This window comes from Stenotrophomonas sp. YJH_SMC_81, assembly GCF_059370875.1.
The window spans coordinates 438631-452763 of the sequence record NZ_JCAFUB010000003.1 but is presented as its reverse complement, the minus strand read 5'-3'; the positions used below and the strand labels follow the sequence as shown (position 1 = coordinate 452763).

Annotated in this window: 16 protein-coding genes; 7 read left to right on the top strand and 9 right to left on the bottom strand. The window is 63.1% G+C overall.

Translation table 11 applies throughout. The features are described from left to right. Positions 1–23 precede the first annotated feature (23 nt). From AC5P8U_RS08545 to AC5P8U_RS08520, 6 genes are all read left to right on the top strand, one after another. Positions 24–704, top strand: coding sequence for a response regulator (locus tag AC5P8U_RS08545; RefSeq protein ID WP_088497472.1), 681 nt, complete (start codon positions 24–26; stop codon positions 702–704). Positions 705–780: 76 nt separating this feature from the next. Then, positions 781–1014 carry a hypothetical protein gene (locus tag AC5P8U_RS08540; RefSeq protein ID WP_143592550.1) on the top strand — a complete coding sequence of 78 codons (234 nt, stop codon included), beginning with the start codon at positions 781–783 and terminating at the stop codon, positions 1012–1014. A gap of 243 nt (positions 1015–1257) precedes the next feature. After that, positions 1258–5040: an autotransporter outer membrane beta-barrel domain-containing protein gene (locus AC5P8U_RS08535; RefSeq protein WP_495214077.1), complete on the top strand. Its 3783-nt coding sequence runs from the start codon at positions 1258–1260 to the stop codon at positions 5038–5040. A 185-nt stretch (positions 5041–5225) separates the two neighbouring features. After that, complete coding sequence (locus tag AC5P8U_RS08530; protein WP_252744717.1) at positions 5226–5624, top strand: Rossmann-fold NAD(P)-binding domain-containing protein; 399 nt, start codon at positions 5226–5228, stop codon at positions 5622–5624. A 607-nt stretch (positions 5625–6231) separates the two neighbouring features. Then, the gene (locus AC5P8U_RS08525) at positions 6232–6780 is read left to right on the top strand and encodes a DUF3653 domain-containing protein (protein WP_495214076.1); all 549 of its coding nucleotides are present in this window, start codon (positions 6232–6234) and stop codon (positions 6778–6780) included. A gap of 185 nt (positions 6781–6965) precedes the next feature. Beyond that, a complete protein-coding gene (locus tag AC5P8U_RS08520) occupies positions 6966–7298 on the top strand; it encodes a hypothetical protein (RefSeq protein WP_495214074.1) in 333 nt (110 codons plus the stop codon). On the opposite strand, the gene AC5P8U_RS08515 is transcribed toward AC5P8U_RS08520, so the two are convergent. The 9 genes from AC5P8U_RS08515 to AC5P8U_RS08475 all read right to left on the bottom strand — a co-directional run bounded on the left by AC5P8U_RS08515 (position 7295) and on the right by AC5P8U_RS08475 (position 13322). After that, positions 7295–7921 (bottom strand): TraX family protein, encoded by a 627-nt coding sequence (locus tag AC5P8U_RS08515; protein ID WP_495214072.1) that lies wholly within the window; start codon positions 7919–7921, stop codon positions 7295–7297. The two genes, AC5P8U_RS08520 and AC5P8U_RS08515, sit on opposite strands and share 4 nt — an antisense overlap. After that, positions 7918–9108 carry a zonular occludens toxin domain-containing protein gene (locus AC5P8U_RS08510; protein ID WP_495214071.1) on the bottom strand — a complete coding sequence of 397 codons (1191 nt, stop codon included), beginning with the start codon at positions 9106–9108 and terminating at the stop codon, positions 7918–7920. The genes AC5P8U_RS08515 and AC5P8U_RS08510 overlap by 4 nt, the downstream gene beginning before the upstream one ends. Continuing rightward, positions 9105–9425, bottom strand: coding sequence for a DUF2523 family protein (locus tag AC5P8U_RS08505; RefSeq protein ID WP_495214069.1), 321 nt, complete (start codon positions 9423–9425; stop codon positions 9105–9107). The genes AC5P8U_RS08510 and AC5P8U_RS08505 overlap by 4 nt, the downstream gene beginning before the upstream one ends. Then, complete coding sequence (locus AC5P8U_RS08500; protein ID WP_495214067.1) at positions 9425–10855, bottom strand: hypothetical protein; 1431 nt, start codon at positions 10853–10855, stop codon at positions 9425–9427. Before AC5P8U_RS08500 ends, AC5P8U_RS08505 begins: the two co-directional genes overlap by 1 nt. A gap of 128 nt (positions 10856–10983) precedes the next feature. After that, entirely contained in the window at positions 10984–11223 is a 240-nt protein-coding gene (locus tag AC5P8U_RS08495; protein WP_495214066.1) for a hypothetical protein, read from the bottom strand. 242 nt (positions 11224–11465) lie between these two features. Continuing rightward, positions 11466–11768 carry a single-stranded DNA-binding protein gene (locus AC5P8U_RS08490; protein WP_495214065.1) on the bottom strand — a complete coding sequence of 101 codons (303 nt, stop codon included), beginning with the start codon at positions 11766–11768 and terminating at the stop codon, positions 11466–11468. 6 nt (positions 11769–11774) lie between these two features. Next, positions 11775–12881, bottom strand: a complete 1107-nt coding sequence (locus tag AC5P8U_RS08485) for a replication initiation factor domain-containing protein (RefSeq protein ID WP_495214063.1) — start codon at positions 12879–12881, stop codon at positions 11775–11777. Continuing rightward, on the bottom strand, positions 12871–13047 hold the full coding sequence (locus AC5P8U_RS08480; RefSeq protein WP_495214061.1) for a hypothetical protein: 177 nt from the start codon (positions 13045–13047) through the stop codon (positions 12871–12873). The genes AC5P8U_RS08485 and AC5P8U_RS08480 overlap by 11 nt, the downstream gene beginning before the upstream one ends. Beyond that, the gene (locus AC5P8U_RS08475; RefSeq protein WP_495214059.1) at positions 13044–13322 is read right to left on the bottom strand and encodes a hypothetical protein; all 279 of its coding nucleotides are present in this window, start codon (positions 13320–13322) and stop codon (positions 13044–13046) included. The genes AC5P8U_RS08480 and AC5P8U_RS08475 overlap by 4 nt, the downstream gene beginning before the upstream one ends. Positions 13323–13453: 131 nt before the next feature. Here AC5P8U_RS08475 and AC5P8U_RS08470 point away from each other — a divergent pair, with 131 nt between their 5' ends. Continuing rightward, complete coding sequence (locus tag AC5P8U_RS08470) at positions 13454–13903, top strand: DUF3693 domain-containing protein (RefSeq protein ID WP_495214057.1); 450 nt, start codon at positions 13454–13456, stop codon at positions 13901–13903. Positions 13904–14133: the final 230 nt, after the last annotated feature.

The following is a 14133-nucleotide window of genomic DNA, read 5'->3' as shown; positions in this document are numbered from 1 at the left end:
CCTGCAACCAAGAGGATGACTGTATGGCCTTGAACCTGGTCGTTGCCGACGACCATCCCGTGATGCTGGCCGGCATGGAAATGCTGCTGCGCTCCGAACCCGGCATCGCGGTCGCTGGCCTGGCCAGCGACTCGACCGGACTGGTTGCGCTGCTGAGCGCCGCATCGGTGGACGTGGCCGTCTGTGACTTTTCGATGCCGAACGGACGCTACGGCGACGGCGTGACCCTGCTCAGATTCCTGCAGCGGCGGTTTCCCAACCTGAAGCTGGTGGTGCTCACCGGCATGGAGAGTCCGCTGGTCCTGCGCTCCATCCAGGCCGCCGGGGTGACGTGCATCGTGAGCAAGAGCGATTCGCTGGAGCACGTGGTTCCTGCGGTGCATGCGGCCCGGTCCGGCCAGCCGTTCGTCTCTCCGGCCATTGAGCGATTGCTCGCCGACGCGGCCGAAGCACCTGCCAGTGGCGCGTCCGCACTGTCAAAGCGGGAAACAGAAGTGCTGCGCATGTTCGCCGAAGGATTGACCATCCGGGAAATCGCCGAGCGGGTAGGGCGCAGCAGCAAGACCGTCAGCACGCAGAAAATGGCGGCCATGCGCAAGCTTGGGCTTAAGCGCGACGCGGACGTGTTCGAGTACGCGCTGGCGCATGGGCTGGTGCAGGCATCACAGTGCGCCCGTGCAGGCGCCGGTGGAGAATCGGACTGATTCAGGCATTGTCCGATGGTTTTGCGCTGCAGCGTTCGTATTCTCGGTGGGGCACACCCCTGTAACCGGTGACCACGTGCCCGACCCCAATTTTCTGGTAACGCTGCTGCTGCTTCGATTCAGCGAGCTTTCGGCCAGCTCGCAGGCGAGCTTCCTGGACTGCCTCAATCAGTACCTGTTTGCCTCGCCGCAGTTGCGCCGAGCGCTGCGCCGCCAATGGCAGGACCGATGCAGTGACAGCGAAGCGGGCCAAGCTTCGGGCCCGGCACGGGGCACTGTAAAGCAGAACGCTTCTCAACACGATTCTTGACGTCTGCCAACAGGCATGGCCGCTGCAACGCACCCTGGTGGCATCTGCCGGGGCGGGCGGCGCACGCGCGCAGCGCCTCGGGCAGGGCTGCAACGCCGGGTCCCCCCGCTTTTGGGACGAGTCCGATTCGACTCCCGGGTGGCCCTCACTAACCTCGCAAGTGTCCGCTGAGTGCTTCCCCTTCGGTTCGTCCGAACGCTCCAGGAAGCCGTCCAGCCTTCATTTCACTTCGAGGAGAGCCTCATGAACAAGATTCATTCAATCGTCTGGAATGCGGCCGCCGGTCGATGGGTCGTCGCCTCCGAATTCGCCACCCGTCGCCGTCGCGCCCACGCGGGCAGCCGTACCGTGCTCCGCCCGCTGCAGCTGGCTATCGCTGTCGCCCTGGCGTGGGGCGGTGCCGCTGGTGCAGAGACGCTGCAGTTCCCCGGCGCCCCGGTTGACGTTGCCGATGGCACGCGAGTCGTCGAGGACATCATTGTAGCCAATGGCGCGACGGGCGTCGTCGTTGGCAACGGCGGCACGCTGATCCAGCAGGGAAATTCCTTCCGCATCGGCGGCACAGCGAACCGCGCCACCCAGAATCTGGACCTCAGCGGGCTGTCTCACTACGTCTACGACAATGCCAGCCTCATCTTCAGCGTCGGTGGCCGCGTCATAGGCGGCACACGGGATCAGACCGGGGCTACCACCGGTACGGTTGTTTTGGCTTCGGATACCAACCTCATCCGCGCATCGCATATTGGCATAGGCGATGTTGGCCGTAGCATCAGCGCAGCGGCCACCAATCAAGGTACCGTGCGTCTGGGCCAGAACAATACGATCAATGCCGACAGCATCACGCTCGGCGGCAACCAGAGCACCGGCACCCTGGTTTTCCAGGACTCAGTCACGGACGGGACTCTTATCCTGCGTGGGTCGGACGGGGAAAGCGCCGTGGGCACCTGGAACATTGGCACGGGAAACAGCAGCAATTACAGCGGCACCACTGGCAATGTCGACCTGCGCCGAGGTGTGCTTGACGCAAAGGTGGACGCCCTGAACATCGCCGGCGCGACCTATGGTGATGCCACCGCAACTGGCACACTCAGCCTGGGCCGGGGCGTGCTCGAGGCCAACACCATCATGCTCGGCGAGCGGAGCAGCACCTCAGGCACCGGTGGCTCGAACGGGCGTCTCAACATTGGCCAAGGCGGCACCGTGCTTGCCAATACCATCACCTTGGGCAACCGCACCGGTACGACAGGGACAGTGTCGTCGAACATCACCCTCGATGGGGGTGCGCTGCGTGCTGGCAGCATCCTGGCGGGCGCCGGTCCCGGCACGCGTGTGATCACCTTCAACGATGGCGTGCTGGGCAACCGTGCCGCAGGCCAGGACATGCGGGTTGACGTTCCGGTGGTGCTGGCCGCAATCGGCGAGCACGCGTTCCGCGTCGATGGCGATGATGCCGTGATGACCGTCAGTGGTCAGATCAGCGGCAATGCAGGCACCCTGACCAAGACCGGCGAGGGCGTGCTGGCCCTGACCGGTGCCAACACCTACAGCGGCTCGACGCGCGTCGATCAGGGCCTGATCCGATTCCAGTCCGGCAGCAACCTGGGCACCGGCAGCATTGTCTTGGATGGCGGCGGCCTGCAGTGGGCCGCAGGCAGCAACGAGGACATCTCCGCGCGACTGGAGGCGCTCGGGACTGCGGGCGCGGTGCTGGACACCAACGGCAACGCTGTCACCCTGGCCACGGCGCTGCACGGCGAAGGTGGCCAGCTGATCAAGCGCGGCAACGGCGCGCTCACCCTGACCGCAGACAACACCCACACCGGCGTGACCCGCATCGAACACGGTGAACTGGTGCTGGGCGATGGAAGCGCAGCCGGCAATGTGGCGGGAGACATCGTGAACAACGCGCGGCTGACCCTCAACCGCGGTGACCGCATGTCCCTGTCCGCCAACATCGCCGGCAGCGGCGAGCTGCTGCTGGCAGGCAGCGGCACTGTCGTGCTGTCCGGCGACGTCGCGCACAGCGGCGGCACCCGGGTGGCGGCCGGCACCCTGCAGATCGGTGACGGCGGCTCGCGCGGCACGCTGGGCGGCGATGTCAGCCTGGCCGGTGGCACCTACCTGGACGTGGACCGCAACGACACGTTCCTGCTCTCGGCGCGTGTCGCCGGCGATGGCGCGCTGCGCCAGATCGGATCGGGCACCACCGTGCTGGACGCTGACCACCGCTACGCCGGCGGCACGTTCATCGCGGCCGGTGCGTTGCGCCTGGGCAACGGTGGCACCAGCGGCAGCGTGACCGGTGCAATCGACAACCAGGGCTGGCTGGAATTCAACCGCAGCGACGACGTGCTGCTGGACAATGCGGTGAGCGGAACGGGCGGCCTGGTGCAGATGGGCACGGGTACCCTGCGCATCGCCGATGACCAGGCCTACACCGGTGCCACCCGCGTGCTTGCCGGTGCACTTCAGGTTGATGGCAGCATCCGGTCGGCAACCGAAGTGGCCAGCAATGCCACCCTGAGCGGCAACGGCGCCATTCACGGTGACGTGGTCAACGCCGGCGTGATCCGTCCGGGCAGCGGGAATGACTACGGTCGCCTGACCATCCAGGGCAACTACGTGGGCCAGCAGGGGCAGCTGGAACTGAACACCTGGCTGGGCGACGACGCATCGCCCAGCAGCCAGCTGGTGATCGATGGCGGCAGCGCCAGCGGCAGCACCACCGTGCGCGTTCACAACACCAGCGGCACCGAAGGCCACACCGTCGGGGACGGCATCCTGGTGGTTGCCGCCATCAATGGCGCCACCACGTCGGCCGATGCCTTCAAGCTCGGAAACTACGCACGAAACGGCGCATTCGGGTTTGGACTCTTCCGCGGCGACCTGGAAGGCAAGTCGGCCGAAAACTGGTACCTGCGCAACGCCTTCGTCGTGCAGCCGCCGGTCGATCCGACTGACCCGATCAAGCCGACTGACCCGGTCAATCCGGTCGACCCCATCAACCCGGTCGATCCGACCAACCCGGTGCCTCCGGTGGCCCTGCCCATCTTCGGCCGCGAGCTGGCGACCTACGGTACGGTCCAGCCGCTGGCGCGCGAACTGGGTGCACTGGCGATGGGCAACCGGCGTGACAGGGCGCAGGCCGCCGCTGCGGGCGACAGGCCGCATGCTGCCTGGGTGCGTGTGGCAACCCGCGACCTGCACAACCGGTACGAATCCATGGTTGCGCCGGAAGCCAAGGGCAGGCTCAACGCGCTGCAGGTCGGAAGTGATTTCTGGCAGGCCGCCCCGTCGGCAGGCGCCCGCTGGCAGGCGGGCGGCTACTTGTCGCACGCGAGCAGCAATGCGCAGGTCGACGGCATCTATACCAATGATGAGCGGACCCGCTATGTGCGTGGGGCGACCGGCAACGTCGAACTGCAGGCCACCAGCGCTGGCTTGACCCTGACCGGCGTTGGCAGCCGAGGCGGCTATCTTGACGCCGTCGTCCAGCTGACCCGCTACGGCGGTTCCGCCAATGCGGGCCCGGTTCGTCTCAACACCCGTGGCGGCGGCTACCTGGCATCGCTCGAGGCCGGCTATCCGTTTGTCACGCAGGCCGGCACCGGGCAGTTCACGCTGCAGCCTGAGGTCCAGCTGGTCTGGCAGAAGGTGCGTTTCGATGCAGGGCAGGACGTTGCAGGGCAGGTGTCGCTTGGGAGCACGCAGGGGCTGAGCGGGCGATTGGGCATCAACGGCAGTTGGCAGTTCCAGAGCGCGGGCGGCGTGCAGTGGGCGCCGTACCTCGCCGCCGATGTGTGGCACGAATCGGATGCGCGCTCGGCAGTGACGTACGCCGGCAAGGACCAGATTCCCCTGGCGGCGGGTGGAAACCGAGCTTCGTTGAGCGCTGGCGTCAACGTCCGGTTGAATGAGCGCTTCAACCTGCAGATCTCCGGTGGGTGCGAGCGCTCGATGGGCAACAGCAGTGGTGCCAGCCGGGAAGGCTCGTTCGGCAACCTCAGCCTGCAGGTGCGCTGGTAAGGGCGAGCCGCCGGTGTCGTCCATCAGATGCGGCGATCCCGCATCTGATGGCGCCCCAGCGATCACCGCAGTCGAGCAGGGCATCCAGGGGCGTGCCTGCTGCCCAGGCTGATTCGTGGGATGATCCTGACATGACAACACCATCGGAGCGGAATCGGCTGTTGTCTGCGGCAACGGAATCGGCGATGGACGCCAAGCTGGGCCAGAAGCTGACGTCAGCGGAGAGCGACAAGATCTGGAACACATGGGACTTCATTGGCAGGGAAGGGGAGGGGCTGGAGCTGTCGGTCGTCAACCCCACAGCGGTCCTGGGGCCGGTACTGGGCGCGGACTATTCCCACTCCATCCGGTTGATCAAGCACATGCTGGAAGGACAGCCAGGATGCCCGAAGATCAATTGTGGATTCGTGGATGTGCGTGACGTGGCCGACCTGCATCTACGCGCGATGACCCACCCAGCTGCCAGCGGCCAGCGCTTCCTCGCCATCGCGGGCGAAAGCCTATGGCTGAGCGAAGTCGCCAAAGTTCTGCAGCAGCGACTCGGCACGTCCGCAGCCCGGGAATCGAGCGCTCAGCGATGTTGATCGAGCCCGCCAGGAGGCGAAGGAACTCCAGGCGCAGCTAAGCAAGGCATCCGAACAGCACAGGGCACTTGAGAAGCAGCTGCGTCAGGAAATCCAGGCCGCCCAATCAGCGGCCGCCACGGCCAGTCAGTCTGCCGATCTCCTGCGCGGCAGATGTGATGCGCTCGAGGGGCAACTTTCAGGGCTTCGAGATTTGCCAGCTCAACTGGAAGTAGCGCTCAAGCGATCCAAAGAAGTTCGCGTCGCTGCTAATGTCAGACCGAAACGCAAGCAGCCGAAGCAATGACCACCTGGCCGCAATCCCGGCCAGTGACACGAATAGGGATCAAATCTGGCTATTTGGCCGGCCCCATTGCCACGAACTCGGGTCGAATTTGAAGCAAATTTGGCCCTAGTTGCCGCACGTGCCACTCCAGACACGATGGCCTCCAAAGGGCGAACCGAATCGCCCGAGCTCCTCCAGCTAATCCATTTGCCCGCCAATCCGCCGTTAGGCCAGATCTGGGGCAACAGTTTCGCGGTTTCGTCGAATTAGGGGCGCCTTGATGGAAGTTCCACCAAATGTGTGGCGACTTTTCGTAGCAAATGGGGCGACTTTCCGTAGTAGGTGGGGCAACTTCTCCCCGTCAATCAGCCGAGCCAGAGGCCCAGCCATTGCCACGCCGAGGACACGAACGCGGCCGTAGCCCGATACATCATTTCGCATAATGTATATTATGTTCGCGAAGCTCCGGGGCTGGCTGGCACGTCTCTTGCCTCGGCCCCTGACCCTGTTGCGGCATGGAGCCTGATTGTGCGTGATCGGAACCTGACCGGCCCTTGGGCCGGTTTTTCGTTTAGGGCTGGCCGACTGGTCACCCCCGAAGGCCGCGAGCTCGAACCACAGGATCTGGCCTGGCTATCGCTCACTGCTGCTCAGGCACAGGAATGGCGGCGTCTGATGGGCGAAGCTCGTTCAGATCCGTCGATCGACAGTTCTATACGTGGGAACAATCGACGCGCCGGCTTCCCGCATTGTCCTGCCACTGTCGTCAATCTGCGCGATGTTGTGGCTCGCCGCCAAGAGCGGTTCCCCAGGGTGATGGCTGACCCCGACGCCGATCCATCGCGTGCAGCTCCACATGAACGAGGGCCTCAGCCTCGCCAGCGCGTGTGAGGCGCTTCCGTAGGGGCGCTGCCCCTACACCCCGGCTAGAATGCGCGCAGGACGCCTTGGGGAGCCGTATGGACCGCGAACGACACGAACCAACCTTTAGCGCTCCTGATCTGCATGACGTGCAGTTCCGGGGAAATCGAAGCCGCCCAGCCCGGCAACAAGAGCCAGCTTCGCCCTGGCTCTACATGGCCGTCGCCGCAGTTACGCTGATCGTGATCGCCATGGGGCTGATCGAGTGGAATGCTCGGCGGCAAGCCGCAGCGATGACCCGCGAACTGATGCGCCCTATGACGGCGCAAGAGGAAGCCGAGTTCAAGGCACAACTGGATCGCGACATGCAAAAGCTCGAGGCCGAGAACGCGGCGGACGTGGCAGCGGTTCGCCGAACCATCCAACTCGACCGAATACTCTCGCCTGCGCCACGGCGCCCACTCGGCGATGGGGAGCGTTGTATGCAAGGCCATCGCTTCAAGCGCATCGAAGGCGGCTGGCGCGACCTTCCCAACGATCCCTGCTAGGCAAGAATCGTTGCGATTAGCAGCAACACCACAAGATGGCCGATGTAGTAGCCATAAAAGACCTTGCCGGAACGCGGCACAGCAACGTTGAAGTGGCCCAGCCGCAACGCTGGAATGGCGAGCAACGCCCACGCGTTGCCGTTGTAGGCGCACAACAGGCCCATGCAGCCCCACACTAGCCACGGCTGACCACCCTGCCCTCTATACCAGCGCCAACCCGCCAGAACGAGCCACACGCCCGGCCAAGCGTAGTCCAGCCATACCGGAGCGACTACAGCGAGAAGCGCGACCAGCGCCCAGTATCGGCGTTCGATGGCCCATATGCAGGTAGCGGCCGCGGCGAATGTCAACAGGACGTTCAAGGGCAGCAGCTGGCCGAATGCGAGGACGGCCACAGGCGTTGCGGCAATGCCCCAAGTCGCAAGACGCCGGGCCGACTTCGCTGCATCCGCGCCCGGCTGAGCCAGATTGAACGCCATGACCAACGCAAAGACCGGGAAAGCAACCCGGCCAAGCTCCGAAAGTACCGGCACGTAGCCCAGGTGGAAGACGGTCACCACGTGATCGCCAGTCATCAGTACCAACGCCAGCCATTTGAGAAGTTCGCGCCCGCCGCTGGTCATAGCCGGTTCTCCCCCGGAGGCGTGGTCATGTAGCTGCTGCTGTTGAACTTCGGGGACTCTGGAAAGGTACCCATTGCGCGCTGGCCGCGTGCGATGGTTGTGCCTTCGAGCTGGCGCTGATTGATGTCCTCCATACCTCGATTTATCTGCGTCTGCCCATCAACGAGTCGATCCTCGCGCCTAGGCAAATAGGGCTCGTACTGACCACTCCGTGCAACCATGCGACAGGTCGGTTCGTCCGCCAATTCGTACCGCGTCCCTTGCTCAGTCACGCACGTGCAGCTGGGATCGTCACGTTGACCAAGGCCATTCTCCCCACCAAGCGACGACATGCAGAAGATGCGCGGCGGCTCGGCCGGCAGACTGAGTGCGCCGTCATAGACGGGAGCGCTCCACGGTTGCGATGGGATGCGCGGGAGGAACTTGTCGACATATTCCTTAAGTGGCTGTTTCGGGCTCGGCGCGGCTGCACCGCCCGCCGTCGCAGGCGCTCCGTCGCGCGGTGCAGTCGCTTGCGCAGTACCGCCAACTGCGGGGCTGTCGCCGCCGTTCAATCGCTTATCCATGCGCCCGAACGCGAAATACATCATAAAGACGGCGGCAACAGCCAGTACCGGCAACGCAATGACGTACCACGGAATGCGCCGCTCGGTGGTGTCCAGTTCTGTGGACTTGTACATGCCCATGGGGCGCTTGGGTAGCCTGCGGCGCTTAGTGACCAGCGGTGTGGCTTTCTCCGCTCGGGCCTCGAACCTATCGAACTCTCGGAGATCGACAAACTTTGTACCGAACCGGCGGCGGACGTGCACATGGCGCTCGATCAGGTCATGCACAAATTGATCGCACTGCTTATCCGGCGACTGGCTGATGAAGATGAAATCCAAGCCCTTGTGTCGGTGCTTAGCCAGCTGTTCGACGTGGTGCGGAACCTTGGACCCTGTTGGCCGCTTTGGCAGCATGCCGTGTTCGTACGCCTCGTCAACGAGCGCAACAGCGCCATCGGGCAAGAAGTTCGGCCAATCCTTGAACTGCTCCGGCGTCATTTCCAGCACGCCCGACTTGGCGTAGTCGAACTCACGGATGTTGCAGGCGTACACAATCCGCCCCTGATCCTTGAATTCAAGAAGCCGCTCGATGCCATGCAGCGTCTTGCCGTGTCCAGGTTGGCCCGTATACCAGTAGATCATGAGCCCGACCCCAGCTGATCGGCCACGGACTTAGGCACGATGAAGATTTTCCACGCCATGCGAACCGTCAGGGCCGAGAAGATCATCGAGAAGCACGTGCCGACACCAAGGTAGGAAAGCATCTCCCATGCCGTTCCATCAATGCCGCCGATGAACTGCATCACGAATTCCTTCAGCTTGGGCAGAAGCGCATTGAAGGTGACGGTAGTAAGGCCAAACGTTGCCAGCAATTTGCCAAGCATTCCCGCCGCTGCATCCTTGGTTTTGCCAAGCAGCGACGAAATGCCATCGGTGATCCAATCAGAAACCATGCCCATTAGAAGACCGCCCCCATCAAGATTCGAATAGCCGTATAGGCGCCAAATATCAGGATCAAACCCCGTAGGATCGCTGCGATCCTGCAGAAGTACGGAACATCAGCCGCGCTTACCGTCTTACCCATGATGGTGATGGCCGGAGGCTGAGGACATGAACTGCCGCCGCCGAACATGTTGCTTGTATCAAGGCTGTCGGTAGACAACGGAATGCCCCACTTCTTCGCGCTGGCAATGTCCGCTGCGCCATCACCGATTGGCGTCACGTCTCCCCTGCCCTCTAGCGCATCAGGAACGCCGTTCCCATTAGCATCTGTCTTGCTAGTTCCTGGCGTCTCCGACTTCTCGCCCGCCATCTTTTCCAGCGCACACGTAGAGCGCCATTGCATCAGCAGTGCTGCGTACTCCATTGCTTTGCAATGCTCGCCGGTGCAGATCGGCATACCCGACTGAGAGCAATGTCCGCCGCTGATGTTGTTGTTGCGACGGGTGTTGCAGTCAATGCGCCACTGGATGCGTGCCTGTCCGCACATGATGGGTGAACCGCTGCACGAAGGCGGAGCGTTGCAAGCATCGCCACCGCTGAACGTCTCGGGATCATCAGGACCGGTCGGATCAGGATTTCCGTCTTCGTCCTTGTCGCGCTTACAGGTGCCATCCGGCCCGCGCACCTCGCCCTTAGCGCACTGCCCATCCCCGGGAATGCACTGACCCGAAGGGCTGCGGATCATCCCAGACGGGCATTCCTCATCTTTCTTCTTACATGAGCCGGCCACAAGCACCATGCCGTCCGGACAAGGCTTCTCGTCGGCGCAGGCATTGCCGACCTTAACCTTGCCCTCCGGACACTCTGGCTCAACTGGCTGGCACACGCCGAGCATGGCGTTCCACACCATGTTCTTGCCCTGGGCGTCGCAATCTGGCTTCTTCTCACACGTCCTACCGTTGGGCGAGTAGGTGGTTGTGTCATCGCCGTTATCACGGTACGAAACCTCACAGCCATTCACGCAACGCACCGATCCCGAAGGCGGAAAGAACGGCGTCACCTTGCTGGGCTCAGACGAACATCCTCGCGTGTAATACCACCTTGCCTGATCTGGGAATGCGGGGACGACATCCGTAATGACATTGCCCCGAAACGTACATGCCGCCTTCACTGTGAAGTAGCCTCGCCCAGTTCCTTCAACAGTCTTGCTAGTCACGTTCGACTGCGCGATGCCCTCAGGGCCAACAGTCGCGATACAACGCGCTTGCGCTCCGCCCCAGGCCGCCGCCAGAGATTGCGCATTTCCGTCCGTACACATGTCGTCGTACGAAGCGCAGTTCGCCGCCTTCGCCTTTCCAACGAAGAAGCATGCTGACAGCAGGACTGTGAGCGCCACGCACACACGCCAATGAGGGAGTGTCACGAAGCCTTGGAGAATCCGGCGCATTACATGCCCTCAAAAGCGATCCAGCATGCGCCGCAGATGCCAACAATGACGAAATAGCCCATATCAGTTCCTCCAAAGAAAAAGGGGGCGAACGTTGCCGTGCGCCCCCGGTTTCAGCACTTGCCCGATTACTTCGCTGCCCTGCGGGTGTACGCCCACACCAGGAGCACGCCGATCAGCACGGCGCAGGCAGCGATGACCACGCCCATATCGGCCTTGCCACCGGCCAATTCGCCTGCGATGGCGGCCCCCGGCGAACTGGAACCGGATGCCAGTGCGGCGCCCGAAGCGACAAGGGCGGTGGTACCGGCGCCAATCTTGGCGACGGCGGACGAACCGAAACGGCGAGCAGCGTTCATGAACTTCATTGTGGTTTTCCTCGTCATCAGTAGACCCCTATGCGCGCAGCGCGGAATACGAGGCGCGCTTTCAACCCGATTGCCCAAACTCCGACGATGGAGAACGCGACAAGGGTTCCATCAGCCAAGCTCAGGGGCGGAAGAACTGGCTGGTGGTATGGCATCCAAACCGGCACCGAACACGTGCCGTCCTGCTGCACGTTCTCAGCAGCACAACCGACCACGTAGAGCGGTGCCGGATCGGACATGACTTATGCCTGCGCGCCAGGTCGCGCCGGCTGCTTTGCCACCGGCCGCAGCACAGTGAACTTGCTCAGCGTTGCGACGCCCTTGTTGACCTGAAGCATCGATTCGATATCGAGCTCGTACTCGCCTTCGGGGTAGCCCGGCTGACCCTTGTCCAGGCGCACATCGAACGGGTAGGCAAAGCCGCCGGTTTCAAGCTTGGCCTTCTGCTTGCGGGTGGTGTACTCGACGTTCTCGCCAGCGTCGTTCTTGAAACTGCCGCCGCGTTCATCGATTTCATTCTTCAGGACGGTGACCTTGATGCTCATGTGCTGTTACCCCTTTTGGGTTGGTTGTACGGCCGCGATTTCGGGCCAATGCGCTGCTGTATCCCCTGTTGCCCACCCCGGCAGCTTTGGCGAGGTGCAGGATTCGATGACTGCCTTCAACGCCTCAGCGTCGGGGCAGTGCTGAACGATGAAACGGAGGGTCGCGCCATACTGGCGGCGCAGATGACGGCGTGCGCTCTTCCACGTGGCCTCGACGGCCGCTTTCGTGATTTCGATGCGCGTGGCAACGCAGCGCAGAAAGGACAGGACCGGGTAGGCACCGAGCAGGTACGAGGCCGGGTCACGCAAAATATCCAGCGGCAGTTCCTTGCGGTTTGAGTTGCGGAACTGAGCCTCATAGCGCACCCACGGAGAGCTCTTGTCACCCTGCTCCCTGCCCTTCTCATACACCCGCAGCTGCTTCTCCGACTTCTTGCCGCCGATGTAGAGCGTCTTGCCGTCGCCGCTGTCGTAGTCGTCCACCAACTGCGCCTTAGGGCGCTGACCACGGTTATCGAACTCGCCAGCTGCGTACCACTTCTGCGCCAGGCGCAATGGGTATTCGCCGATCAGATCATCTGCACACACGTCGACGCGGGTGATCCTTCCGGCGCAGCTTTCGAGCTTCGCTCGAAGCTCCAGCCACCGCTGCGCATGGCCGCAGCGCGCTGCGCCTATCGCCTTGCATCCATCACCAGTTAGCTCGATACGAGCGGTATACGTGCCATCTGCGCGGCGGCACTCTTCGCCGCCGAGTTCGATCATCCCGACGAACTTCTTGGCCGCGTCGATGATCTTGATACGCCACGTGTAGAAGCGACCGCCGCCCGCCGTTTCATCCAGTTCAAGGCCAAGCCCAGCGAAGAACCAGCAGAACACTTGCAGGGCCGCGATGCGCGCATTCTCCGGGGAGAACTCGATCCACTGGCGGACCTCCTCGAAACTATCGCCATCACGGAATGCGACCTCGTCCAGCGCTGCGCGCAGATCGATGGAAGCAGAGAACCAGTCAATGCCGACCGTCAGGGTTCCCTCGGGGTTCCTGAATTCACTGACTCCCCTGTTAGACGAGGGGAGTCCCGACTCGGCCAGCACCGCGCGATCACCGGCCATTGGTGCGGCCCTTCCAGAGCTTCCACAGGCGACGAAGCGCCAGCCATGCCTGTTCGATCACGATGGAGAGCAATGCCGCTCCCAGACAGACGGCGATGAGCGCGGCGCACGCCGCGAGGCCCATGTCGAACTCCGCCAGTTCGGCGAATGAGGGAAGCCTACTCATGCGGCGCGCTCCTGCTCTTCGGCGTAGCGAGCAGCGGCCAGCAGATCGCCGCGCTTGGTGGCGGCGATTTCGGCCTGATAGAGCGCCTCGTGGCTCGGGGTCCAACCGGTTGCGGCCAGCTCGGCACGAGCCTGGGCGACGATGGCCGCTTCCTTGGCGCGCTGGACGGCGGCATGGTCACGCCGGTCCAGCAGCCACGACACGATGCGAGCGACACCGATGGAAACGGCAGCAATGGCCGCCAGCAGCACGAAGGTAACGAGTGGATCAATCATCCCTGTCCCCTGCCCCAAGCCCCAAGAGGACCCGCCAGCGGCCTTGGGGTGCCGGTGGCGGGGTGTTTAGCCACGCCAAACACGGGGGCATGTATAGTCCGGCTATACACCCCTGTCAAGGCTTGCTAACCATGGACACCGCCAACGATCTGCTCGACAAAGTAAGGGCCGCTTGCAACCTGCCGTCCGACAACGCTTTGGCGCAGAAGATCGGGCTCACGCGAGCGATGGTCAGTTCCTGGCGACATGGCCGCCATCCGATCCCGGATGAGCGAATTGCGCAGATGTGCGCCTTGGCAAAGCTCGACGGACCCACGTGGATTGCGATGCTTCACGCCGAGCGTGCGCAGACTGCAACCGAGCGTGCCCTGTGGCGGCTCATGCTGGACAGGCTGAGCGCGGCGGCTGCGGTCGTCGCGCTGGTAGCGCTGTCGATGCCGGGTCTAGCAAACGCAAAAACCGCCAAAATTCAGGCGGTTAGCGCTCCCGACAACGGCGGTATGTATATTATGTTCATTACGCCATTGCCCGATCCAGGCTTCACCAGTCACGCCCCTGATCCACTCCAGGCGCCGGCCTGATTGTCAGTGATTCGATCACTGCCAACCGCACTTTGGGCTTCCCTCAACCTCTGCAGGAATGGCAAAGGATCTTGCGGATCTGACAGTGGCGGGTAAAGACGGCTTTGCGGGCGTAGTTTTGCCGCTGATCTTGCCGTGGCTGCACGCCAGCCTGGCAAGAGCGCTTTCGCCGATTCGGCACCAACGACCGAGGCCTCAGGAGCGCGTTCTGGCACCCCAGCCGTAGCCAC

What these genes read in the sequence shown, in the direction of transcription:
- AC5P8U_RS08490 (WP_495214065.1), bottom strand. Translation starts at nt 11,768, where the DNA reads ATGAGCATCAAGGTCACCGTCCTGAAGAATGAAATCGATGAACGCGGC.
- AC5P8U_RS08505 (WP_495214069.1), bottom strand. Translation starts at nt 9,425, where the DNA reads ATGGGCATGGTTTCTGATTGGATCACCGATGGCATTTCGTCGCTGCTT.
- AC5P8U_RS08520 (WP_495214074.1), top strand. Translation starts at nt 6,966, where the DNA reads ATGGCCGTCGCCGCAGTTACGCTGATCGTGATCGCCATGGGGCTGATC.
- AC5P8U_RS08545 (WP_088497472.1), top strand. Translation starts at nt 24, where the DNA reads ATGGCCTTGAACCTGGTCGTTGCCGACGACCATCCCGTGATGCTGGCC.
- AC5P8U_RS08475 (WP_495214059.1), bottom strand. Translation starts at nt 13,322, where the DNA reads ATGATTGATCCACTCGTTACCTTCGTGCTGCTGGCGGCCATTGCTGCC.
- AC5P8U_RS08535 (WP_495214077.1), top strand. Translation starts at nt 1,258, where the DNA reads ATGAACAAGATTCATTCAATCGTCTGGAATGCGGCCGCCGGTCGATGG.
- AC5P8U_RS08510 (WP_495214071.1), bottom strand. Translation starts at nt 9,108, where the DNA reads ATGATCTACTGGTATACGGGCCAACCTGGACACGGCAAGACGCTGCAT.
- AC5P8U_RS08495 (WP_495214066.1), bottom strand. Translation starts at nt 11,223, where the DNA reads ATGAAGTTCATGAACGCTGCTCGCCGTTTCGGTTCGTCCGCCGTCGCC.
- AC5P8U_RS08470 (WP_495214057.1), top strand. Translation starts at nt 13,454, where the DNA reads ATGGACACCGCCAACGATCTGCTCGACAAAGTAAGGGCCGCTTGCAAC.
- AC5P8U_RS08500 (WP_495214067.1), bottom strand. Translation starts at nt 10,855, where the DNA reads ATGCGCCGGATTCTCCAAGGCTTCGTGACACTCCCTCATTGGCGTGTG.
- AC5P8U_RS08515 (WP_495214072.1), bottom strand. Translation starts at nt 7,921, where the DNA reads ATGACCAGCGGCGGGCGCGAACTTCTCAAATGGCTGGCGTTGGTACTG.
- AC5P8U_RS08485 (WP_495214063.1), bottom strand. Translation starts at nt 12,881, where the DNA reads ATGGCCGGTGATCGCGCGGTGCTGGCCGAGTCGGGACTCCCCTCGTCT.
- AC5P8U_RS08530 (WP_252744717.1), top strand. Translation starts at nt 5,226, where the DNA reads ATGGACGCCAAGCTGGGCCAGAAGCTGACGTCAGCGGAGAGCGACAAG.
- AC5P8U_RS08480 (WP_495214061.1), bottom strand. Translation starts at nt 13,047, where the DNA reads ATGAGTAGGCTTCCCTCATTCGCCGAACTGGCGGAGTTCGACATGGGC.